General features: G+C 73.6%; 17 protein-coding genes. 8 read left to right on the top strand and 9 right to left on the bottom strand.

Translation table 11 applies throughout. The features are described from left to right. Positions 1 to 148: 148 nt before the first annotated feature. Positions 149 to 493: an MGMT family protein gene (locus ACYVOO_RS08700; protein ID WP_453345345.1), complete on the bottom strand. Its 345-nt coding sequence runs from the start codon at positions 491 to 493 to the stop codon at positions 149 to 151. A 260-nt stretch (positions 494 to 753) separates the two neighbouring features. Between ACYVOO_RS08700 and ACYVOO_RS08695 the strand changes: the two genes are divergently transcribed. Next, the gene (locus tag ACYVOO_RS08695) at positions 754 to 3,801 is read left to right on the top strand and encodes a lysylphosphatidylglycerol synthase transmembrane domain-containing protein (protein WP_461015050.1); all 3,048 of its coding nucleotides are present in this window, start codon (positions 754 to 756) and stop codon (positions 3,799 to 3,801) included. A 243-nt stretch (positions 3,802 to 4,044) separates the two neighbouring features. Then, complete coding sequence (locus tag ACYVOO_RS08690) at positions 4,045 to 5,769, top strand: alpha/beta hydrolase (RefSeq protein ID WP_461015049.1); 1,725 nt, start codon at positions 4,045 to 4,047, stop codon at positions 5,767 to 5,769. A 128-nt stretch (positions 5,770 to 5,897) separates the two neighbouring features. Here the strand turns inward: ACYVOO_RS08690 and moeZ are convergent, their stop codons facing one another. From moeZ to ACYVOO_RS08655, 7 genes are all read right to left on the bottom strand, one after another. Then, positions 5,898 to 7,076, bottom strand: a complete 1,179-nt coding sequence (moeZ, locus tag ACYVOO_RS08685; RefSeq protein WP_453345342.1) for an adenylyltransferase/sulfurtransferase MoeZ — start codon at positions 7,074 to 7,076, stop codon at positions 5,898 to 5,900. 62 nt (positions 7,077 to 7,138) lie between these two features. Continuing rightward, the gene (locus ACYVOO_RS08680; RefSeq protein WP_461015059.1) at positions 7,139 to 7,882 is read right to left on the bottom strand and encodes a spherulation-specific family 4 protein; all 744 of its coding nucleotides are present in this window, start codon (positions 7,880 to 7,882) and stop codon (positions 7,139 to 7,141) included. After that, a complete protein-coding gene (locus tag ACYVOO_RS08675; protein ID WP_461015048.1) occupies positions 7,882 to 8,970 on the bottom strand; it encodes an NAD-dependent epimerase/dehydratase family protein in 1,089 nt (362 codons plus the stop codon). Before ACYVOO_RS08675 ends, ACYVOO_RS08680 begins: the two co-directional genes overlap by 1 nt. A 196-nt stretch (positions 8,971 to 9,166) precedes the next feature. After that, positions 9,167 to 10,966 (bottom strand): hypothetical protein, encoded by a 1,800-nt coding sequence (locus ACYVOO_RS08670; RefSeq protein ID WP_461015047.1) that lies wholly within the window; start codon positions 10,964 to 10,966, stop codon positions 9,167 to 9,169. Next, on the bottom strand, positions 10,963 to 13,152 hold the full coding sequence (locus ACYVOO_RS08665; protein ID WP_461015046.1) for a DUF3492 domain-containing protein: 2,190 nt from the start codon (positions 13,150 to 13,152) through the stop codon (positions 10,963 to 10,965). Before ACYVOO_RS08665 ends, ACYVOO_RS08670 begins: the two co-directional genes overlap by 4 nt. Positions 13,153 to 13,589: 437 nt before the next feature. Then, positions 13,590 to 15,173, bottom strand: a complete 1,584-nt coding sequence (locus tag ACYVOO_RS08660) for a DUF3152 domain-containing protein (protein ID WP_461015045.1) — start codon at positions 15,171 to 15,173, stop codon at positions 13,590 to 13,592. Beyond that, on the bottom strand, positions 15,173 to 16,303 hold the full coding sequence (locus ACYVOO_RS08655; protein WP_461015044.1) for an alpha/beta fold hydrolase: 1,131 nt from the start codon (positions 16,301 to 16,303) through the stop codon (positions 15,173 to 15,175). Before ACYVOO_RS08655 ends, ACYVOO_RS08660 begins: the two co-directional genes overlap by 1 nt. 224 nt (positions 16,304 to 16,527) lie before the next feature. Here ACYVOO_RS08655 and ACYVOO_RS08650 point away from each other — a divergent pair, with 224 nt between their 5' ends. From ACYVOO_RS08650 to ACYVOO_RS08635, 4 genes are all read left to right on the top strand, one after another. Further along, the gene (locus tag ACYVOO_RS08650) at positions 16,528 to 16,755 is read left to right on the top strand and encodes a hypothetical protein (protein WP_461015043.1); all 228 of its coding nucleotides are present in this window, start codon (positions 16,528 to 16,530) and stop codon (positions 16,753 to 16,755) included. A 127-nt stretch (positions 16,756 to 16,882) separates the two neighbouring features. Beyond that, positions 16,883 to 17,506: a TetR/AcrR family transcriptional regulator gene (locus ACYVOO_RS08645; RefSeq protein WP_453345334.1), complete on the top strand. Its 624-nt coding sequence runs from the start codon at positions 16,883 to 16,885 to the stop codon at positions 17,504 to 17,506. Positions 17,507 to 17,651: 145 nt separating this feature from the next. Continuing rightward, the gene (locus ACYVOO_RS08640) at positions 17,652 to 17,882 is read left to right on the top strand and encodes a DUF3107 domain-containing protein (protein WP_461015042.1); all 231 of its coding nucleotides are present in this window, start codon (positions 17,652 to 17,654) and stop codon (positions 17,880 to 17,882) included. A 157-nt stretch (positions 17,883 to 18,039) separates the two neighbouring features. Next, positions 18,040 to 18,327 carry a hypothetical protein gene (locus ACYVOO_RS08635; RefSeq protein WP_461015041.1) on the top strand — a complete coding sequence of 96 codons (288 nt, stop codon included), beginning with the start codon at positions 18,040 to 18,042 and terminating at the stop codon, positions 18,325 to 18,327. 70 nt (positions 18,328 to 18,397) lie between these two features. Here ACYVOO_RS08635 and ACYVOO_RS08630 read toward each other — a convergent pair whose 3' ends face one another. After that, positions 18,398 to 19,216 (bottom strand): ferritin-like fold-containing protein, encoded by an 819-nt coding sequence (locus ACYVOO_RS08630; RefSeq protein ID WP_461015040.1) that lies wholly within the window; start codon positions 19,214 to 19,216, stop codon positions 18,398 to 18,400. A 527-nt stretch (positions 19,217 to 19,743) separates the two neighbouring features. Between ACYVOO_RS08630 and ACYVOO_RS08625 the strand changes: the two genes are divergently transcribed. Beyond that, positions 19,744 to 21,381 (top strand): DEAD/DEAH box helicase, encoded by a 1,638-nt coding sequence (locus tag ACYVOO_RS08625; protein ID WP_461015039.1) that lies wholly within the window; start codon positions 19,744 to 19,746, stop codon positions 21,379 to 21,381. Positions 21,382 to 21,517: 136 nt separating this feature from the next. Continuing rightward, positions 21,518 to 22,384, top strand: a complete 867-nt coding sequence (locus tag ACYVOO_RS08620; RefSeq protein WP_461015038.1) for an alpha/beta fold hydrolase — start codon at positions 21,518 to 21,520, stop codon at positions 22,382 to 22,384. The last annotated feature ends 614 nt before the right edge of the window (positions 22,385 to 22,998 follow it).

Raw genomic sequence — 22,998 nt, 5'->3', positions numbered from 1 at the left:
GTGCGGACCGGGTACTCCGCACGGACCGTGCGTCACATACGGACCGCGCACCCGGCGTGGACCGTGTACTCCGTACGGACGGCCCGGCGCATGCGGTCAGGCGGCATGGCGGAAGCTGGTAGGTGTGAGCAGCAGCGCCGGGTGGCCGTCAGCCGCCGTCCCCGTCCCACCTGGCCCGGCGTATGTCGATGCGCGGAATGTGACCCTCCGACGTGCGTCCCGCCGCGCGCAGCGGGGTGCCCTCCGCCTGATAGTGCTCCAGGGCACGCAGCTCCTGGCCCGGCAGCAGCGCGCCGTCCGCGCGCACCACACGCCACCAGGGCGCCACCCCTCCGTACAGCGCCATCACCCGGCCCACCTGGCGCGGGCCGCCCTCTTCGAGCCACTCGGCTATGTCCCCGTACGTCATCACGCGGCCCGGCGGGATGCGGTCCGCGACATCGAGGACCCGCTCCGCGTACTCCGGCAGCTCGGGGGGTTCGGTCCCATCCATGCGGGCAATGGTGCCGTACGGCACCGACAACGGGGGCTCCCCGGGCGGAGCGGTGCGGTCCGTTCCGCGGTCCGTTCCGCTGCCCGCTCCCGCGCCCGTTCCCTCGTGCGCTCCGTCCCCCGCCCCGCGCTCTCCCAGGGACGTGCCGCTCACCCTCACACCGCGTCCCACCTGGATGTTGCGTATCTCGCGCCCCCGGAATGCCCCCTCGTGCCCCCATGTGCCACCCCCTCGTGCCACCATCTTCCGGGCGGTGACGAGTGATACGAGACCAAGACGAAACGACATCCGGACAGCGGCACGGTGAACAGCCTCCTCGGGAGGCGTCCCCTGCCGCTGCCGGTGCTGCCCGGCACACGGAGGAAACCAGCGTGGACGGCACGGGCACGGGCGGGCCCCGCCCGGACCGGAAGACCACGGGCGCGCACGCCCAGGACGGCCCCGGCGACGACCGGGACGACCGGGATGAAACGGACACAGAGGCGTCCGGCGAGGCGCGCCCCGACCGGCCGGGCCCCGGCGCGGACGCCCACGCCGGGAGCCGTGGCGAGAGCGGGGACGAGAGCGGGGACGAGAACCGGGGCGGAGCCCGGAGCGGGGCCCGGAGCGGAAGCCACCGTGCGGACCCCGGCACGTCCGCGAAGGCCACCGGAACCGGAGGCACGGGCGGAAAGGCCACGGCCACGAGGGACGCCGCCGACCGGCGCGAAGCCGTCAGCGCGGACCACGTCGAGAGCGACGAGCCGCTGCTCTCGGCCCGCGTGCACCGCCCCGCCGACCTGCTGCGGCTCGCGCTCGGCCTGCTCGGCATCGCCGTCGTGCTCGTCATCGCCAACTTCGCGCACGGCACCACGGCCGGTCTGGAACAGGACATCGACAAGGGCACCCAGCAGGCCCCGCCCCTGCTGATCAGCCTCACCGGTCTCGCGTCGAGCATCGCCGTGCTCCTCGTGCCCGTCGCGTTCGCCATCGAGCGGCTGATCAAGCGCGACGGGCTGCGGATCGCGGACGGGGTGCTCGCCGCCGTCCTCGCACACGGCGCCTCGCTGGCCACGGACCTGTGGGTGGCGGAGGGCGCGCCCGACTCGATCAGGGACGCGCTCACCAAGCAGATCACCAACACCGATCTCACCACCCCGGTGCACAGCTACCTGGCGCCCGTCATCGCCTATATGACGGCCGTCGGCATGGCCCGCCGCCCCCGCTGGCGGGTGCTGCTGTGGGCGGTGCTGCTGCTCAACGCCTTCGCCGTCCTCATCCCCGGCTACTCGACACCCTTCTCGATCATCGTGACGGTGCTGATCGGCTGGACCGTCGCCTACGGCACCCTCTACGCCGTCGGCACGCCCAACGTGCGCCCCACGGGGCAGACGCTCCTCGCCGGGCTGCGGCGCGTCGGCTTCAAGCCCGTCGCCGCCGTCCGCGTCGAGGAGCCGGAGCCCACGCACGCCGACCGGCGCGACCCCGGCTACCGCGACCGTGGGCGCCGCTACCGCGTCACCCTGGAGGACGGGCCGCCCATCGACGTCACCGTCGTCGACCGCGAGCAACAGGCGCAGGGCTTCTTCTACCGGGTCTGGCGCCGCCTCACGCTGCGCGGCATCACCCAGCGCCGCAGCCTCCAGTCGCTGCGCCAGGCGCTGGAGCAGGAGGCGCTGCTCGCGTACGCGGCCATCGCGGCGGGCGCGAACGCGCCCCGGCTGATCGCCACCTCCGAGCTGGGCCCGGACGCGGTGATGCTCGTCTACGAGCACATCGGCGCCCGTTCCCTCGACGCCACCCCGGACGAGGAGATCACCGACGAGCTGGTCAGGGCCGCCTGGCGGCAGGTCGAGGCGCTCCAGTCGCGCCGCATCGCCCACCGGCGCCTCGTCGGCGACGCGCTTCTGGTGGATCGTTCCGGCACCGTCTACCTCACGGATCTGCGCGGCGGCGAGATCGCGGCGGGCGACCTCGTCCTGCGCATGGACGTGGCGCAGTTGCTGACGACGTTCGGGCTGCGGGTCGGCGCCGAGCGCGCCGTCGCGGCGGCCGTCGACGTGCTGGGGCCCGACGCGGTGGCCGACAGCCTGCCGCTGCTCCAGCCGATCGCGCTCAGCCGCAGCACCCGCACCACGCTGCGCCGCCTCGCCAAGGAGCGCGCCCAGCGGGAGCGCGCGGCCGTGCTGGAGGCGTCCCGCGCCAACAGGGAGGCCAAGGAGGAGAGCGCGCACACGGCACAGGCAGCGGCGCAGGACCGCAAGTCGCTGCGTGCCGAGAAGAACGCCGAGAAGCGGGCCATAGACGAGGCCATGGAGGAGGCCCGCGAGGAGGACCTGCTCGCGCAGATCCGGCAGCAGGTGCTGCTGATCAGGCCGCAGGCCCCGATAGAGCCCGCCAGGCTGGAGCGCATCAGGCCACGCACCCTGGTCAGCTTCATCGCGGGCGCGCTCGCCGCGTACTTCCTGCTCACGCAGCTCAGCCAGGTGGAGTTCAGCAAGGTCGTCGGCGAGGCCAACTGGGCCTGGGTCGGCGGCGCCGTGCTCTTCTCCGCGCTCACCTACATCGCCGCCGCCATGTCGCTGCTGGGCTTCGTCCCGGAGAAGGTCTCGTTCGTGCGGACGGTGCTCGCGCAGGTCGCGGGCTCCTTCGTGAAGCTGGTGGCGCCAGCGGCCGTGGGCGGCGTCGCGCTCAACACCCGCTTCCTCCAGCGCGCCGGAGTCCGCCCCGGGCACGCGGTGGCCAGTGTGGGCGCCTCGCAGCTCTTCGGTCTGGGCAGCCACATCCTCCTGCTGCTCTTCTTCGGCTACCTCACGGGGACCGAGCACACGCCGACGCTGTCGCCGTCCCGCACCGTCATCGCGGGCCTGCTGACGGCGGCGGTGCTGGTGCTGATCGTGACGGCGATCCCGGGGCTGCGCAGGTTCGTCTCCGACCGGCTGCGCTCCCTGTTCGCCGGGGTCGTCCCGCGCATGCTGGACGTCGTGCAGCGCCCGCAGAAGCTGCTGACGGGCATCGGCGGCATGCTGCTGCTGACGCTGCTGTTCGTGATGTGCCTGGACGCCTGCGTACGGGCCTTCGGTCACGAGGCGAGCTACGCCAGCCTCGCGGTGGTCTTCCTCGCCGGCAACGCGCTGGGCTCGGCCGCGCCGACGCCGGGCGGCCTGGGCGCGGTGGAGGCGGCGCTGATCGCGGGGCTCATCGCGTTCGGGGTGCCCAAGGAGGTCGCGACGCCCGCGGTGCTGCTGTTCCGGCTGATGACGCTGTGGTTCCCGGTGCTGCCGGGCTGGGTCTCCTTCACCCAGCTGACGCGGAAGGGCGCGCTGTAGGCGCCGTAGTCGCCGCAGTCACCGTAAGTGGGGGCGGAGCCTCCGCCGGAGCACCGGGGCCGGGGCGCGTCGGCATGGGCGCCACGTCGGCATGGGCGCCGCCCCTCACCCGTTCCGGTGACGCCACTCGTACGCACCGCACAGCGCGCCCCCCGTCGCGGGCCCCCGCACGATGGCACTCCAGGCACACCCACCGCGCGCCGCGCGCCGACGCAGCGGACGGCGCTCCCCGGGAGGTCATCCATGCCGCGACCCGCGACCGGAAGGCCGAACGCACGGCACTCCATAACCCACTCCATAGCCCTGGCCGCCGCCCTCCTCCTCGCCGCGGGCACGGCGTCGGGATGCGGGGGCGGGGACGGGGGCGAGGGGCCGGGCGGCAGCAGTCCAGGGCGCTCCGGCGACCAGGGCACGGGCAGCACGGCCCCGTCGTCGCCGGGCGAGCACTCCTCGGGGCGCGACCAGGACGCCGCGACGACCGCCTCGCCGACCTCGTCCACCAGCGGCCTCCCCCGGGAACTGACCGGCCAGCGCCTGCGCTGGTCGCCCTGCCCGGCGCCGAACGCGGCCCAGGGCGAAGCGGGCGGCTCCCCCTCGCCCCTCCCCGACGGCACGGGCTGGGAGTGCGCGACGCTCAAGGCGCCGATGAACTACGCGAAGCCGGGCGGCTCCACCGTCCGCATCGAGATGATCCGCGCCAAGAAGCGCGACAACGGCCGCGAGCGGGTGGGCTCGCTCCTCTTCAACTTCGGCGGGCCCGGCGGCTCGGGCGTCGCCACCCTCCCCTCCTTCGGCAAGGACTACGCGAAGCTGCACAGCCGCTACGACCTCGTCAGCTTCGACCCGCGCGGCGTCGGCCGCAGTGAGGGCGTGCGCTGTCTGAGCGGCAAGCGCCTGGACGCGTACTTCGCCGCTGACTGGACGCCCGACACGCACGGCGAGCGCGAGCGGCTGCTGAGCCGCCAGAGCGCGTTCGCCGACGCGTGCGAGAAGCGGACCGGACGGCTGCTCCCCCACCTGACCACCGAGAACACGGCGCGCGACATGGACCTGATGCGCCATGTGCTGGGCGACGAGCGGCTGCACTACTTCGGCTTCTCCTACGGCACCGAGCTGGGCGGCGTCTACGCGCACCTCTACCCCGACCGGGTGGGCAGGGCCGCCTTCGACGCCGTCGTCGACCCGACGACCACGCCCGAGCAGGGCTCGCTCGACCAGGCGAAGGGCTTCCAGCTCGCCCTGGACAACTATCTGGCCGCCTGCGCGCGCAAGGGCGAGGAGTGCCCCGTCGGCCAGGACCCGGAGGAGGCGAAGCGGCGGATCACGGAGCTGCTGGCCCAGCTCGACGCGCGCCCCCTGCCCACGGACAGCGGGCGGAAGCTGACGGAGTCGCTGGCCGAGGGCGGCATCGCGCAGGCCCTCTACTCGCGCGACCTGTGGCAGTACCTCACCGAAGGGCTCGACGAAGCGCTCGGCCAGGGGGACGGCAGCACCCTGCTCCTGCTCGCCGACTCCCTCAACGGCCGCAACCAGGACGGCAGCTACAGCACGCTCCAGTCCTCGCTGACCGCCATCGGCTGCGCCGACGCGCGCCAGCGCTACGGCCCCCACGACATCGAGCGGAAGCTGCCGGACTTCACGGCGGCATCACCGGTCTTCGGCCCGATGTCCGCGTGGGGCATGGCGCAGTGCGACGGCTGGCCGGTACGGGGCCGCTGGCAGACCCCGCCCGTCGACGCGAAGGGCTCGGCGCCGATCCTGCTGGTGGGCACGACGGGCGACCCGGCGACGCCCTACGAGGGCACGCGGCAGATGCAGCGGAGCCTTGGCGAGGGGGTCGGCGTGAAACTCACCTACAAGGGTGAGGGGCACGGTGCCTACGACAGCGGCGACGACTGCGTCCGCGCGAAGGTCAACGCGTACCTCCTGAAGGGCAAGGTCCCGGCCGACGGCTCCGTCTGCCCCTGACTGCCGCCGCCGCACCCCGCGCAAGCGAAGGGCCCGGCCCGCGCGGAATGCGCGGGCCGGGCCCTTCCGTTTCGCTCTGTGCCCGATATGCCGGACGGTGCCTTACGGCGCCCTTCTGCGCGTCGGCGTCAGTAAACGGGCTTGTCCGGCTCGATCTGGTTGACCCAGCCGATGACGCCGCCGCCGACGTGCACGGCGTCGGCGAAGCCCGCGTTCTTCAGCACGGCGAGGACTTCCGCGGAGCGGACACCCGTCTTGCAATGCAAGACGATCTTCTTGTCCTGCGGAAGGCCCTGGAGCGCGTTGCCCATCAGGAACTCGTCCTTCGGGATCAGCTTCGCGCCCGGGATCGAGACGATCTCGTACTCGTTCTTCTCGCGGACGTCGATGACCTCGATGCTCTCGCCCTCGTCCATCCACTCCTTGAGCTGCTTCGGAGTGATGGTCGAACCGGCGGCGGCCTCCTGCGCCTCGTCGGAGACGACGCCGCAGAACGCCTCGTAGTCGATCAGCTCGGTGACCGTGGCGTTCGGGCCGCAGACCGCGCAGTCGGGGTCCTTGCGTACCTTGACCTGGCGATAGTTCATCTCCAGGGCGTCGTAGATCATCAGGCGGCCGACGAGCGGGTCGCCGATGCCCGCGAGGACCTTGATGGCCTCGTTGACCTGGATGGAACCGATCGACGCGCACAGCACGCCCAGCACGCCGCCCTCGGCGCAGCTCGGCACCATGCCGGGCGGCGGGGGCTCCGGGTAGAGGCAGCGGTAGCACGGACCGTGCTCGCTCCAGAAGACCGACGCCTGGCCGTCGAAGCGGTAGATCGAGCCCCAGACGTACGGCTTGTTCAGCAGCACGCACGCGTCGTTGACCAGATAGCGCGTCGCGAAGTTGTCCGTGCCGTCCACGATCAGGTCGTAGCCGGCGAAGATCTCCATCACGTTCGAGGAGTCGAGACGCTCCTCGTGGATGTTCACCGTGGTGTACGGGTTGATCCCGAGCACGGTGTCCTTCGCGGACTCGGCCTTGGAGCGGCCGATGTCGGACTGGCTGTGGATGATCTGGCGCTGGAGGTTCGACTCGTCGACCTCGTCGAACTCGACGATGCCCAGGGTGCCCACACCGGCCGCGGCCAGGTACATCAGCGCGGGCGAGCCCAGGCCGCCCGCGCCCACGGCGAGCACCTTGGCGTTCTTCAGCCGCTTCTGCCCGTCCATTCCCACGTCGGGGATGATCAGGTGGCGGGAGTACCTGCGGACCTCGTCGACGGTGAGCTCGGAAGCCGGCTCGACCAGGGGTGGCAGCGACACGGGGACTCCGTTGGTCGGTGGAACGTACGGTTGTGCTGCCTGTAACACTGCCACGCCCTATCTCATTCCGAGACACCAGGTCCGATGCGCGAGACGATCTCGTCCCAGTAGCCGGGCAGCGTTCCCCAGGGGTCGCTGCCGTCACGCCCTGACCTGTCGGTGAAGTAGACGGTGCCCGCGCCCTGCCAGCAGGCGATGCGCAGCGCCTCTTCGAGATGCGTGCGCGGAACGCCGTGGACGAGGTGGCAGAAGCGCCACGGCGGGTGGTCCGCCGTCCACTCGGCCACCTGCGACCAGCGGTAGTCAGGCCACTCACCGCGGAAGGTCACCAGTTGGTCGGCCACCTCCGCGTACCCGGGGTGCGGGTGCGTGCCGTGGTCCAGCACGACGTGTCCCGCCTCACACAGCGCGCGCAGCGTCGTCACCACGCGCCCGGTGTCGGGCAGGCCCTCCCGGCCGGCCGGGCAGTTGCGCAGGTAGAAGCCGTCCACCTCGTACCAGTCGAGATAGCGGTGCGCCTCGGAGACCAGCTCACCGAAGGCGCGTGCGCCGTCCCGCAGGTCGAGCTGGCCCAGGACGCCCACCCCGGCCCCGTGCAGTCTGACCGCCGCCGGCAGACAGTACGGGTCGGGGCGGGCACCGGGCCCGTCGGCCACGTTCAGCACCACCCAGTGCACGGGCAGCCCGGGGCGGGCCAGTTCGGCCCACTCCAGGGGCGCGAGCATCGGATGCGCCCAGCCGGGCACCCCGAAGCCGAGCCACGCCTCCGCCTCGCCCGCGCTGCGCCGGGCGCCGCCCGGTGTCATCAGATGCGGCACGCCGCCTCCATCCAGATGTCGCCGAGCGATTCCTCCAGCCCGATGCGAGGGCGCCAGCCGAGGCGGTCGCGCGCGGTCCGTACGTCCGCCTGCTGCCAGGCGCCGCAGCCGTCCGGATAGGGCTGCGAGAGCGCGGAGACCGCCGCTCCTTGCGGGTGGCCCTGTGCGTGGCCCTGCGGATGGCCCTGTGTGTGCAGGGAGTGCGCGCCGTGGGGCGGGTGGGGGGTGTGGGACGCGTGCGGCGTGTGTGCCGGTGACGGTGCCGGGACCGGGGCGCCGGGCATCTGTGCGGCCTGCGCGCCCTGCACGGCCTGCGCACCCGACGCGTCCAGCTCGTGCACGGCGCCGGTGTAGCCCGCGACGCGGGCGAGCACGGCCGCGGCGTCGCGCAGCCTGACCGCGCGGCCCGTGCCGATGTTGACGACGCCCTGCGCGGCCGATAGCGAGGCGGCGTGGACGGCGCGGGCGACATCCCGTACGTCAACGAAGTCCCGCTGCACGCCCAGACCGCTGAGCTTCAGCTCGTTGTCGCCCTGCTGCATCGCGCGCCGCATGGCCTCCGCGAGCCGCCCGAGCGGGGACCCCGCCGGGGTGCTGGGTCCGGCGGGCGAGAAGACGCGCAGCACGACCGCGTCGAGCCCGGACGCCAGCACCAGCTCGGTGGCGGCGAGCTTGCTGACCCCGTACGGGCTGCCGGGGCGCGGTACCGCGTCCTCTCCCGTCGACGAGCCAGCCTGCGAGGGCCCGTACTCGGCGGCGCAGCCGATGTGCACCAGGCGCGCGCCGCAGCCGCTGCGGCGCAGGGACTCGCAGACGGTGGCCGTGGCCACGGTGTTGTGCCGCGTCAGCTCGCGCGCCCCGCCCCGGATGGCACCGGCGCAGTTGATGACGACGCCCGGGTGCACCGCGTCGAGGAAGCGGGTCAGGGCTCCCGGGCTGCCGGTCGACAGGTCGAAGCGCACATCGGCGTCGTCGCTCCTGCCCAGTGCGGTGAGCTGGACGGCGGGGTCCGCCAGCAGGCGGTCGGCGACGAAGCGGCCGAGATATCCGTTGGCCCCGAGAAGCAGCACTCTCATCGCGCGTCCTCCCTCTCCTGTACGGGGGTGGGGACGGGGGCCGGGGTGGAGGCCGGGGCGGGTGGTGCTGCCGCGGGCTTCGCTGTGGTCATGCGGTCCTGCTCCTTGTCGGTGTGACGTGGTGGCTCGGGTAAGCCCCGGGGCCCGGATCTGGGCCAGGGGTGAGGGTGGGGGTGGGGGTGGGGGGCGACGGGCATCAGGGCGCCGCCGGGCGGTGGTGCGCGGAGGCACCGGTGAGCGCGCGCCACGCGTACGCCAGCAGCCCGAGCGCCGCGCCGAGACAGACCACGGCGGCCACGGCGCCGGGACCGAGCACGGCGACGAACACCTCGACGGGACGCCCGACCGGGCCGAGTCGCGGCACCCGGGCAGCGAGCGGCGAGACCAGGGCCAGCGCCTGCGCGACGCAGGCGGCGCCGAGCCCGGCGGAGGCGGCGGGGGCGTAGCCGTGCGCGGCCAGCAGCAGCGCCGCGAAGAGCAGCACCCCGAGCGCGGCGGTGCCCGACAGCTCCGCGACGGTCAGCGACCGTCCACCGGCGGCGAGATCGGCCGCGGACAGCACCCCGAGCAGCGCCAGCGTGAACAGCGCGACGGTGGAGGTCAGCAGCGGCCGTACCCCCGCGGCGAACTCGCCCAGGCTGCGGCTGCCCGCGAGCGTTCTTCGCGCCCGTACCGCGAACCAGCGCACGCACCACACGGCTGGCAGCACCGCGCACGCGAGCCCCAGCGGCACGGCCCAGCGCCCGCGCTCGGTGAGCTGACGCACGTCGGCCGATGTCGTCGCGTCGGGGCCGCCGGCGATGAGCTGGGTGAGCAGCCAGTCCCCGGCGAGCGCGTAGCCGACCAGCCAGCAGACCCACAGCGCCATGGGCCGCGTACCGGGTACCCGGCGCAGCACCAGCCGCAGCGCCACGGCCACCGCCACCGCGCCGACGACCGCGACGCACGGGCGCACGACGGGGTGCGGGAAGGGGTGCGGCTCGCCGGTCGCCGCGAGCGTGGCGGCGCACAGGGCGCCGGGGAGCGCCGGGAGGAGCGCGCGCAGCGCGCGGGCGGTGACGCCGCGCGCGTCCTCCTGGCCCTCGTCCTCGTCCCGGTCCTGGCCCTGGCCCTCGCCGTCCTGACGGGAGGCGGTGGACGGCCCCGCGGACCCCAGGCCCTCCTCGGCCCGGGGCACCCGCGCGTACAGCTCCTCGGCGAGCGAGAAGACGTCGCGGTGCCGGAAGCGGGCGGCTGTGCGGTCGGTGACTCCGTACGCCTCGAGCCCGGCCGCGATCTCCAACGGGTCCACGGCCCGCTCACACAACTCCCTGTACCGGTGCATCAGCCCCCGCACGGGATCAGCGGGCCCCGACCTCGCCCCTTGCCGACCTGTCGGTCCCTTTGCTTCTTCCTTTACAGAAGCGGCACGGAAAGCACCCTCTTCACCGTGTACGTGCGCGTCGACGCCCAGGGACACGCTGGACGCGGCGCCCTCACCGGGGGAGTTGACGTCGGGGGAAGCGCCGGACGCAGCGCCCACACCGGAGGCGTCCACGTCGGAGGGCGCGCCGGACGCAGCGCCCACACCGGAGGCGTCCACGTCGGAGGGCGCGCCGGACGCAGCGCCCACACCGGGGGCGTCGGCGACGCGGGAAGCGCCGGACATGCCGCCCTCGCGGGGCGCGTTGACGGACCTGGCGCCCACGCCGGGGGCGTCCTCTGCGTCCGTGTCGGGGGTTGGGGGCTCGTCCCCGTTCGCCTCAGGGGGCTCCGTCGGGGCCTCGGGCGGCAGGGGGTGGCGTTCCGGGGAAGCGTCGGAACCGTTTCGTACGGCGCCGAAGGCCGCCTCCACATCGGAGGCGGCGCCTCCGTCCGGGTCCTCCTCCGGTCCCTCCGGTTCCGGAAGCAGCGCCCAGGAGCGGACGTCCCACGCGTCCGCGCCCACCGGGGGCCCCGGTTCGCTCGTGTGGGCGAGGTGGGCCGGGGGTGTGCCGTGTCCGCCGCGCGCCGTCACCGTGCGTCCTCCTCACCGGACGTGCTGCCCGTGCGCCCCGCGCGGTCCGTGCGTGTCGCGTCGCCGTGGCCGCCGACACCCGCCGTGACCGGCAGCACCGGGCCGGACGCGTCGGCCCGCGCCCAGCTCGGCACACGCACGCGCGCCGCCTCTGCCCCCTCGGCCACATCGCCACCGCCACCCGCACCCGCACCCGCACCGGACCGCCCCCACAGCCCCATGCGCCGCGGCACGAGGCGGCTGCCGGGCCACCTGCCGCCCCCCGTGGCCGTCGCCTCCGATGCCGAAGCGGATGCCGAGGCCGAGGCCGACGCCGACGCCGAGTCCCGTCGCGTACCCGCCCAGCGCCCCGGAACATGGGACTCCGCCGGACGCGCGAAGGGCACCGGCATCCCGCCGTCACCCGTCGTCACGGCGTCGCCCCGGCGTGCCGGGCAGTGCGACATCAGCTCCAGGTAGATGCCACGAAATGCCTTGATGTTCTGCTCCACGGTGAACAGTTCGAGCGCCCGTGCCCGCGCCGCAGCGCCCAGCCGCGCCCGGCGCGCGGGGTCCCGCAGCAGGGCCGTACAGGTGTCGGCCAGGGCGCGCGGGTTGCGCGAGGGCACGACGAGACCGGTGCCGCCGATGACCTCGCACACCGCGCCCACGTCCGTCGAGACCGTCGCCCGCCCGCAGAACATCGCCTCCACCAGCGAGACGGGGAAGCCCTCCACCACGCTGGAGAGGACCACGACGTCGCCTGCCGCGTAGGCGTCAGCGAGCGCCGGTACCACCGGGCTGCCGACATCCTCGAAGGCGACGGGGCTCTCGCCGACCGTCCGCGCGTCGGCCGCTTCGTCGGGGAAGAGCTGCGCGGCCAGTGCCTGGCAGTGCGCGGCGTAGGCGTCGGCCTCGGGTCCGCGCCCAGGACCCGTCCGTACGATCCGCAGCCGCGCCCCCGGCACGGCCTCGCGCACCCGCGCGAAGGCGTGCAGCAGCGCGATCAGGTCCTTGGACGGCTCGATCCGTCCGACCCACACCAGGCTCGGCGCCCCACCGCCCCCGCCGCCTCCGCCACCGCCCCCTTCGGGCCGTCCGGATCCTCCGGGCCCCTCAGCGGACGACACCCCCGCCCGCTCGCCGAGTTCGGCGAAAGGGGAGGCGTCCATGCCGGGGTAAACCGTGCGCAGCCGCTCGCGCTCCGCGCCGCAGCGCTCCTGCCAGCGGCGCGCGTGCCCGTTGCCCGGGGTGATGAGCTGCGCCTGCTGGTACGCCTCACGGGCCAGCCGCATCTGGAAGGAGGCGAGCAGCGCGCGCACCGGCGCGCCCGCGGCAGCCGGAGCCACCGCATCGGCCGCGCTGGAGAGGTAGTGCTCGCGCAGCCGCACGCCGTACTCGGTGATCAGCAGCGGCGTGCCGTACGCGCGCTTGGCCACAAGACCGGGGAGCGCGGCGGGGCCGCCGCCCACCGCGTGGCACAGGTCGGCCCCGGCGAGCCCCGCACGGCCGACGGCACCGGGTGCGCCGAAGGCAGCGTGCGGAGACGCGGCGTGGGGGGAGGCGGAGAGGCCGTAGCCGTACCAGTCGAGGGAGAGCGGGCGCAGCGCGCGCTCCAGCCGCTCGGCGACCGCCAGCAGATCGGGGACCTGCGCCGCCTGCGCGGCGCGCAGCGCTCCCGGCGCCCGGCAGGCCGACTCCAGGATGCGGACGGCCTGCTCGGAGCGGAGCGCCGCGGGCAGCCCGCCGTGCTCGCGCGCGAGTTCGGCCAGCCCGTACAGACCTGCGGCGAAACGGTCCGCCAGGAGGAGGGCGCCGGAGGGCGACGACGCGCCTTCGGCGTCCGGCGTCCGGGCGCGGCGGCCGACGCCGCCGTCGTCCGGATCCGCCGCGCAGACGGCTCCGGCCAGTTCGGTGAAGTGCTCGGCGAAGCGGCGCCGCTCGCGCCGCCCGTAGCCCGCGGCGGTGGCGGATCCCGGCGCGGGAGCGGTGTCCACGGGGGCGCCGCCCCACAGGGGCGCGGTGCGGACCAGCTCCACGTTGCGTGGCAGCTCGCACCAGCCCGCGTCCTCCTGGCGCGCGCTGCGGCTGAGCGCGTACACCTCGAACTCGTGGCCTTCCAGCCCGCGCAGCAGGCGGTCGCACCACACCACGGACTCACCGCGCGCGTAGGGATAACCACCCTCCGTAAGCAGTGCGATGCGCACGAACGCACCCCCGATCGATCCTTCGCATGGGGCCACTGACCGATGTGCGGGGCAGTGGCGTGACGCGCAAGACGGTATGCGCGCGCCGGGTGTGCGTGATGGACGGTTGTCCGTCGCGCCACCGGAAGGGGTGAACGGCCGTGACTTTCCCGGCACTCGGGCGTTCCGGCCTGTTCACACAGAAAACCGGACAGCCTTCTGGCCACCGGTCATCGCCCGTGTGTCACCCCGTGACCAGCGCCGCGAGGGCCGTCCGGGGGACGGCGGCGGCCGGAAGCGGAATGTGATCGGAGGCGGCTCGGGGCGCTTACGGACGGCGCACGCAGGTCGCACGGACGCGAGTACGCGCACCCGCACGAACGGGGCCGGGCCGCGCCCCGGCACGACCCCGCTCCGTCCAACCCCGCCCCGCCCCGCCCCGTCAGGACTTACAGGACTTACGACTTCGTCGGATACGGCCAGGCGTTGGGGCGGCACTTCGCCTTCCCCGTGGCGAGGAACTTGGTCTGCTGCATCATCACCGGAGCGAGCGCCCCGTCCTTGGAGCAGCCGACGTGGCCGTGCCCGAGGCGGTGGCCGACCTCGTGGTTGATGAGCATCTGCCGGTAGCTGTACATGTGGTCGTCGCCGAAGGTCTTCGCGCCCTGGGCCCACCGATAGGCGTTGATCATGACGCGCTCGGTCGCGGCCGAGTCGCACGAGACCTTCTGCACGCTCGTGTCGAGCCCCGACTTGGCGCACCACACGTCGGTCGTCTTCGGGCTCGCGAGGGTGATGACGAAGTCCGCGTCGCCGGACGAGACCCGCTCGAAGCTGCGCTCGCCGTCGTGCGCCCAACTGCGGTCGTCGTTGAGCGTCTTGTGCACAGCCTGCGCGAACAGCTCGCCCTCCAGGGGCAGCCCCTTCTCGATGTCGACGCGGTAGCGCAGCACCTTGCCGCTGTCCGGCCCCTTCTCGTGGCCCGCGACAGGTGTGAAGCCGCCCTTGCCCTTGAAGTCGTCGGCGAGCGGGAAGACCTTGCCCATCTTGTCGTCGTACGTGAGGGGCGCGGCCTCCGGCTTGGTGGGGGTGCCGCGTTCGTCGTCCGAGCGCGAGGTCTGCGCCGCCTCGCCCTGGGTCCTGCCGGTATTGCCTTCGGCCCGGTCCTCGCGGGAGTGGTCGCCGCCCGCGACCTGCCCGGCGATGACGACCGCCAGCACCGTGGTCACCGCGGCGGCGGCAACGCCGGTGAACGTGCGCCCCTTGGCGCCCCGTTCGTGCCGCGCGGTGCGGGGTGCGTGGGGGTCGCGGGGATCGTCGTCGTCCTCGTACCCGGCGGCGTACGCGGCGTGTGTCTCGTCGCCGCCCGCGCCGCCCTCCGCTGAGGGGTGCGGACGGCCGCGGAGGCCGTCGCGCGCGTACGGGCCTGGCTCGCGGGCGGCGCCGTGCGCCGTCTCCTGCTCCCCCTCGTCGCGCGACGGCCCAGATCTGCGCCGCCCCGCGCCCGGAGCACCCGGAACACTCGGGGCACCCGGGGCGAACACGTCGGTGTCGTCAAAGGCGTCGAGGTACTCCTGGCGTGGCCCGCGCCGCCCGCCGGGCCCCGCACCGGGCGCGACGGAGGCTCCAGGGGTGGCGTTCATCACCCGTCCGGCCGCGCCTCCCGTGGCGTGCTGCGCCTGCGGGCCGACGGAGGGGCCGCGGCCCGTACCGTCCGCGCCCCAGCCGCCGCCCGGCTCGCGCTGCTCGGGGTGGCCCCCGCGCGCGTGCGGCACGGCGGGGGTGCCGTGCGGCGTGAACCCGGCACGGGGCACGCCGTGCGCCGGGGTGCCCTCGCCGTGGCCATGGCCAGGCCCGTACCCGTGACCAGGCCCGTACCCGTGCCCCTGCCACCCCTGGGGCGCCGAGGGGCCGGGCGGCGCCTGCCGCACCTGCTGCTGCGGCACGGACGCGCCGTCGGGGCGGTCGCGCTCGCCGCGTACCGCCGTTATCTCGGAGGTGTCGCGCGCGTCTCCGCGGCCCTTACGGCTATGGCGTCCCACTAGTCACCTTTCGGGGGTACGTGCCTCATCGTGCCCGACGTGTCCGTGCCCGGCGTGTCCAACGCACTCGACGTGCCCGTTACACCTGTCGCACCTGTCGCACCCGTCGCGCTCGACGTACTCGTCACGCTCGTCGTGGACGCAGCGTTACGGGAATCGACGGGTCCGGTCAACCGCGTCGTCTCCGTGAGCAATTCACGGAAACCGTCGGCAACCAGTCTGGGGTACTCCATCATCGCCACGTGCCCCGCGTCCGGCAGGGCCAGCAGCCGCGAATCGCGGAAGGCGGCCGAGGCCCGGCGCGCCATGCGGAAGCCGACGAGCAGATCCCGTCCCCCGTAGACGAGCAGCGTCGGCGCGAGGACGCGCTCGGCCTGCCGCCACAGCGAGTGCTGGCCGCCCAGCGTATAGGCGTCCACGATGCCGCGGGCCGAGCGGGAGAGCGCGTCCCAGAAGTACGGGAGGGCCAGCCTCCGCTCGTACTCCTCGACGGCGGCGGCGAACGCCTCGGCCGAAACCCGGCCGGGATCGCCGTAGCAGAGGGAGAGCACGTCCCTGGTGCGGCGCTCGGCCGACCAGTCCTTCGTCATCCGCAGGAACAGGCTCGCGACCCCCGGCACGGCGAGCAGCGCCGTGGGCAGCGCGGTGCGCTGCGGGCGCAGCTCCGGCAGCGCGGGCGAGACGAGCGTCAGGGTGCGCACCAGATCGGGGCGCACGGCGGCGACCCGCGTCGCGACGGCGCCGCCCATGGAGTTGCCGAAGAGGTGCACGGGGCCGCGCTCGCGGGAGTCGAGATAGCGGATGACGGCGCGGGCGTGCGCGGAGATGGAGTAGTCGCCGCTGTCCGGCGGCGGGGAGTCGCCGAAGCCCGGCAGGTCGAGCGCCTCCGCGTCGAGGTCGCCCGCCAGCTCGCCCATCAGCGCCGACCAGTTCTGCGACGAGCCGCCCAGCCCGTGCACCAGCAGCGCGGGCGGCAGTCCAGCGCGCTCGGGGGGCCGGGAGCGCACGGCCAGCGTCAGCCCGGGCAGCGGGACGGAACCCAGTTCCTCCCCCTGGCCGACTCTGGGCCCCGAGGGAGGCACGATGTGGGGCGCTGCCGCTCGGATTCCCGGTTGCTCGGTCGACGACATGCGGGCAATGTTACGAGACGATCACGCACGCGCTCACGTGTTCGCCGTCACAGGTCCCGACGCGTCGCCGCACGACATGTCGTCACGCGAAGTCACGCGACGTCACGCGTCATCCGGGCCGCGACGGGGAACGCGTCGCATGCGCACACCAGCGGGCCCTCCCGGGCGTTCCACGCTCGATCTACGCTCGACGGAGGCCCTTCGTCCCGGAAAGGGGAGCCGACATGACTGTGGACCCGACGGACCCGGACACCTTCGACGACGTCTACGAGGACGAACCCGAGGGCCCGGCCGACCCGGAGGCCCCCGAGGCGGACGCCGCCGAGCAGCAGGCCGACCTGCTGCGGCAGCGCGATGTCCCGATCACAGAGCGCGGCAGCGACGAGGTGGACCCGGCCGACGCCGCCGAGCAGGCACGCGTGGTGGAGCTGAACGAGGACGAATACCGGTAAAACCGATAAAGCAGCCCACGTACTGTCCGGACGGTGAAATTCTCGGCCCACACCGCGCGCACCTCTGTTACCGAAAAGTACGATGGCGGCGCAGCGCAGAGCGCGCGGAAAGAACCAGGGAGGCGGCGTGACAGCGATGGAGCAGACAGAGGCGCGCCCGCGTGGCACGCGCCTGCCGCGCCGGGCCCGACGGAACCAGCTCCTGGGGGCGGCGCAAGAGGTCTTCGTCGCACAGGGCTACCACGCGGCGGCCATGGACGACATCGCGGACCGCGCGGGCGTCAGCAAGCCCGTGCTCTACCAGCACTTCCCGGGCAAGCTCGACCTCTACCTCGCGCTGCTCGACCAGCACTGCGAGTCGCTGCTCCAGGCGGTGCGCGCCGCGCTCGCCTCGACCTCGGACAACAAGCTCCGGGTCGCGGCCACGATGGACGCCTACTTCGCGTACGTCGAGGACGAGGGCGGCGCCTTCCGGCTCGTCTTCGAGTCCGACCTCACCAATGAGCCCGCCGTGCGCGAGCGCGTCGACAAGGTGAGCCTGGACTGCGCCGAGGCGGTCAGCGAGGTCATCGCGGAGGACACCAAGCTCCCCCGCGACCAGGCCATGCTGCTCGCGGTCGGCCTGTGCGGCATGGCCCAGATCACCGCGCGGTACTGGCTCAGCTCGGGCCAGCCCGTCCCGCGCGACGCGGCGGCCAAGCTGATCTCCTCGCTCTCCTGGCGCGGCATCGCGGGCTTCCCCATGCAGTGAGCACGCTCTTACGGACGTACGGGCTCACGGGTGTTCGCTCACGGCGTGTGGAGGCGATATCCGTGGCCTGCCCGGATCCGGCTAATGTGTGCTCCGTACAGCGCGGCTGTCCGCGCAATCGAGTGACCGTCGGAGGGACATAGCCGTGGAGGTCAAGATCGGCGTGCAGCACGCGCCCCGCGAGATCGTCTTCGAGAGCAAGCAGTCTCCCGAAGAAGTCGAGAGCGCGGTCTCCGCCGCTCTCGCCAGCGGTGGCTCGGGGATGCTCAGCCTTGAGGACGAGCACGGCCGTAAGATCCTGGTCGCGTCCGACCGGGTCGCTTACGTCGAGATCGGCGAGCAGGCCGCCCGCAAGGTGGGCTTCGGCGCGATCTGAGCGCTTTCGGGCCGGGCGCGGCATGCGTCCGCACGGAAAAACGGCGGCTCCCGAAAACCGGGCAGCCGCCGTTTCGTGTTCCTCCCACAGGGGGAGGACGGGGATCGACCGACATGCATCACAGGCCCGCACCGGCCGAAACCCCGAGGAGGTCCCCATGATCTGGGAGGTACTCGGCGCAGCCGCCCTCGGACTCGCTCTGGCCTACGCCGCCACCAAGCGGCTGCCCGCGCGGCTTCCGAACCGTCCCCTGGTGCTCGCGACCGGACCCGGCGCGGCAGTGCTCGGCGGACTCATCAGCCGCATCGTGCTCGGCCCCGGACACGCGCCCGCGACGCTGGCCGTCGCCGCCGGGGTGAGCGTGGCGATCCTCTCCCTGCTCTACAGCGAGAACGTACGCGCGTCGGGCCTCGGCCCGCGCGTCCCCAGCCCGCCCCGGGCCTGACTCGACGCCCCGGGCCCCGGTCCCGGCCGCGCGCGGCGCGCACGGGACCGCTCAGGCCCGTACGGGTCGATCAGGCGGCCAGCCCCAGCGCGGCCATCCGCTTCGTGTGCGCCTCGGTGATACGGGAGAACATCCGCCCCACCTCGGCCAGGTCGAAGCCGTCGGCGACCCCGCCGACCAGCATCGTCGAGAGCGCGTCGCGGTCCGCGACCACGCGCTGCGCCTGCGAGAGCGCCTCGCCCATCAGCCTGCGCGCCCACAGCGCCAGCCTGCCGCCCACCCGGGGGTCGGCCTCGATGGCGGCCCGCACCTTCTCCACGGCGAAGCTGGAGTGCCCCGTGTCGTCCAGCACACCCAGCACCAGCGCCCTGGTGTCCGAATCCAGACGCGCTGCGACCTCGCGGTAGAAGTCGGAGGCGATCGAGTCGCCCACGTACGCCTTGATCAGGCCCTCCAGCCAGTCCGACGGCGCGGTCTGCCGGTGGAACTCGTCCAGGGCCGCGGCGAAGGGCTCCATGGACGCCGTGGGCTCCGCGTCGATGGCGGCGAGCCGCTGCCGCAGTCGCTCGAAGTGCTGGAACTCGGCCGACGCCATCGACGCCAGCTCCGCCTTGTCCGCCAGGGTGGGCGCCAGCTTGGCGTCCTCCGCCAGCCGCTCGAAAGCGGCCAGCTCGCCGTAGGCCAGGGCGCCCAGCAGGTCGATGACAGCGGCGCGGTACGTGGGCTCCGCGGACGCCTGGGCCCAGTCCTGGGAGGCGATCCCCGTGCGCTCGGGCTCGGGTGTGTTGTCCGCCGCTTCCGCGTTGTCCGCCGCGTTCGTGTTCTCCGTCGCGTCTGTGTTCTCCGTCGCGTCCGGCGCTGCGGCGGGGGTCTTGTCGGGGGTCTCCATGCCCTGCACGATAGCCCGCCCCACCTGGACCGGAAGCCCCCCGTCCCGGCCGTCTCCGGACCACAGTGAACTCGTACACAACAATCGCCCCGGTACACATGCGCGGATCCGGGGTACAGTGATATTGGCGCCCGCCAGGACTGGTGGGCCCAATTCAATGCAACACTGCATGCAGCACTGTCCGAGGGGGCCTCCCTCGGACTGCAAGCGGATGCCCGGTCGGTGGCCCGATCGGCTCCGACCAGACAGCCCTCCCGCGTGGGAGCGTGCTCCCCGTACGCACCATGGCAAGAGGGACCGCTCGCGCGATGAGCGCTTGAGCGAGAGCCAGTGGTCCCGCACCAGCCGGCGGGCCGGCACGGCCCCGCTATCCGGTGCGGTACGACCCTCCTCGCCGCCTCATCACGCGTCACACAGAAGAGGCAAGCATCCTGTCCACCACGACGTTTCGCGAACTCGGAATCCTCTCCGAGACCGCTGAGGCCCTTGAGGCCGTCGGCATCACTTCCCCGTTTCCCATCCAGGAGATGACGCTCCCCGTCGCCCTCTCAGGTGGCGACGTCATCGGCCAGGCCAAGACCGGCACCGGCAAGACGCTGGGCTTCGGCCTCCCCCTCCTGGAATCCGTCACCGTCCCCGCCGACGTCGAGCTGGGCCGGGCCACGCCCGAGCAGCTCACCGACGCGCCGCAGGCCCTCGTCGTCGTCCCCACGCGAGAGCTGTGCCAGCAGGTCACGAACGATCTGCTGACGGCGGGCAAGGTCCGCAACGTCCGCGTGCTGTCCATCTACGGCGGGCGCGCGTACGAACCGCAGGTCGAGGCGCTGCGCAAGGGCGTCGACGTGATCGTCGGCACGCCCGGACGCCTGCTGGACCTCGCGGGCCAGAAGAAGCTGCGGCTCTCGCAGGTCAGGGCCCTGGTCCTGGACGAGGCCGACGAAATGCTCGACCTCGGCTTCCTGCCCGACGTCGAGAAGATCATCCAGATGCTTCCGGCCAAGCGCCAGACGATGCTGTTCTCGGCGACGATGCCGGGCCAGGTCATCTCCCTCGCCCGCCGGTACATGAGCCAGCCCACCCACATCAGCGCCACGGCCCCTGACGACGCGGGCCAGACCGTCAAGAACACGACACAGCACGTGTTCCGCGCCCACTCCATGGACAAGCCGGAGATGGTCTCCCGCATCCTCCAGGCGGACACCCGCGGCCTCGCGATGATCTTCTGCCGCACGAAGCGGACAGCGGCCGACGTCGCCGAGCAGCTCACCCGCCGCGGCTTCGCCGCGGGCGCCGTCCACGGCGACCTCGGCCAGGGAGCGCGCGAGCAGGCGCTGCGCGCCTTCCGCAACGGCAAGGTCGACGTCCTCGTCTGCACCGACGTCGCCGCGCGCGGCATCGACGTCGACGGTGTGACGCACGTCATCAACTACCAGACGCCCGAGGACGAGAAGACCTACCTGCACCGCATCGGCCGCACGGGCCGCGCGGGCAACTCGGGTACGGCCGTCACGCTCGTCGACTGGGACGACATCCCGCGCTGGCAGCTCATCAACAAGGCGCTGGAGCTGGATCTCGCCGACCCGGAGGAGACGTACTCCACCTCCCCGCACCTCTACGAGGCGCTGGGCATCCCCGAGGGCACCAAGGGCGTGCTGCCGCGCGCCGAGCGCACGCGCGCCGGGCTGTCCGCCGAGGACGTCGAGGATCTGGGCGAGACGGGGCGCAGCCGCAAGGGCGCGTCGAAGGACGCGAAGGACTCCAGGGGCGCGAGCGAGGAGCAGGAGCGCCCGAAGCGCGCCCGCGCCTCCCGCCAGCGCCGCCGCACCCGCAACGGCAAGCCGCTCGACGCGGCCGAGTCCGCTTCCGGCGGCTCCGAAGCCTCTGACGGTTCCGACGCCTCCGCCGAGGCGGCCGTCGCCACGGCCGAGGGCGAGGCAGCGCGCAAGCCGCGCCGCCGCCGTCGCACGCGCAGCGGCGCGGGCGCGGGGTCGGCCGCCGCGACCGAGGCGAGCACGCCCGCGGGCGGCGCCGTCAGCCAGGAGACCTCGCCGTCCGGCGCGGACGCGTCCGCTTCGACGGGCGACGGCGACGAGGCAGCGCGCAAGCCGCGCCGCCGTCGCCGCACCCGCAGCGGCGCGACGCAGCAGGCCTCCCAGGAGGACTGACCCCTCCCCCGCCCGCGCGGACCGCACGACTCCGGAGGCCCGGTTCCCTTACGGGGGCCGGGCCTCGGCGCGTCCTGCCGCGGGCCCGCGAGCGCCGGGCGGCGGAGGACGAGCGGGCGGGCGATAGCGTCGGCGCATGAGCAAGCCTCCGTTCCTCACGCTGCCCGGCGCAGCCCGCGCGTACCGGCTGGAGACCGCGCGAGGAGATTTCGCCGTGCACGACGCGGGCGCGGCCCGCTTGGGTACCGCGCTGCTCCTGCCCGGCTTCACCGGGAGCAAGGAGGACTTCGTCGCGCTGCTGGAGCCCGTGGCCGACGCCGGGTTCCGGGTGGTCGCCGTCGACGGGCGCGGGCAGTACGAGACGGGCGGGCCGCGTGCGCGGGGCGCGTACGGGCTGGGCGAGCTGGCACGGGACACGCTTGCGCTCGCGCGGGCGATCGGCGACGAGGGGCGGCCGGTGCATCTGGTGGGGCACTCGCTCGGTGGACTGATCGCGCGGGCCGCCGTGCTGCGGGACGCCGCGCCGTTCGCGTCGCTCACCCTGCTGAGCAGCGGGCCCGCCGCCGTCGCCGCGTCGCAGCGCAAGCGCGTCGAGATGCTGCTCGGGGCGCTTCCCTCGCTGACCATGGAGGAGATCTGGGCGGCGATGCGGCAGCTCGATCCGCCCGAGGCGGCCGACGAGGAGACACCGCCCGAGGTGGCCGCGTTTCTGCGGCGGCGGTGGCTGGCCAATGTGCCGGAGCAGCTCGGTGCGGCGGGTGAGACGCTGACCGGTGAACCCGACCGGGTCGCGGAGCTGGCCCGGGTGCCGTTGCCGTTCCATGTGCTGTCCGGCGAGGTGGACTACGCCTGGCCCGTGCCGCTGCTCGACCAGATGGCGGTGCGGCTGGGAGCGCGCCGGACCATCATCGAGGGCGCGGGCCACTCCCCCAACGCGGAGCGCCCCCACGAAACGGCCCACGCCCTGACCTCCTTCTGGCGGGCCCCATCGCGGGGGGCGTAACCCCTTCGCGGGGTGCGGAAGGAAACGGGGGTGCCCCGTTCGTCGGGGGTGTTGCGCGGGACGGTTGGCCGGTGTGGTGCGCACTGTAGGGTCCCGCGCTGATTTTTGCGCCGCGTCACGGGGGCGCTGCGCGTGTGGCTTGGCGCCATGTTCGGGTGCGGGTGGGTGGCTTCGGCGCGGCGTATGGATCGGTACGTCGCGGCTGGCGCCGCGTGATTCTTGGCTTGTGCCGGTGGCCGTGGGGGGCACGTGTTCTACGGTGTCCGGTGCCGGGGTGGGGTGTCTCCTCGGCGTGAAGGTCTCGTTTACGGCTTTCGGCCGGTGACTTTCTCGACCTGCGGGGACACCCCACCCCGTCCCCGTCCCGCCGGTGACCCGCTGCTCCTCCGGGTGGGCTGATCTCGGCTCCATGACGTGCGGCGGCACGCATCCAGCGCGGGACCTACGGTCTCCACTCCCCGGGCCGACCGTCCCGCGCAACACCCCCTGTGCAGGGGTGCGCCTCGCCGATTGCCCCTTTGGGGTTTCGTTGGCGTGCTGCGGGCCGGTGGGTGGGTTGTGCCCACCCTCCCCCAGCTACCGCTGGGAGGTGCCCCCTCGCCATGCGGAACGCC

This window comes from Streptomyces daliensis (assembly GCF_054782395.1).
This window is presented reverse-complemented; position numbering and strand designations above follow the sequence as displayed.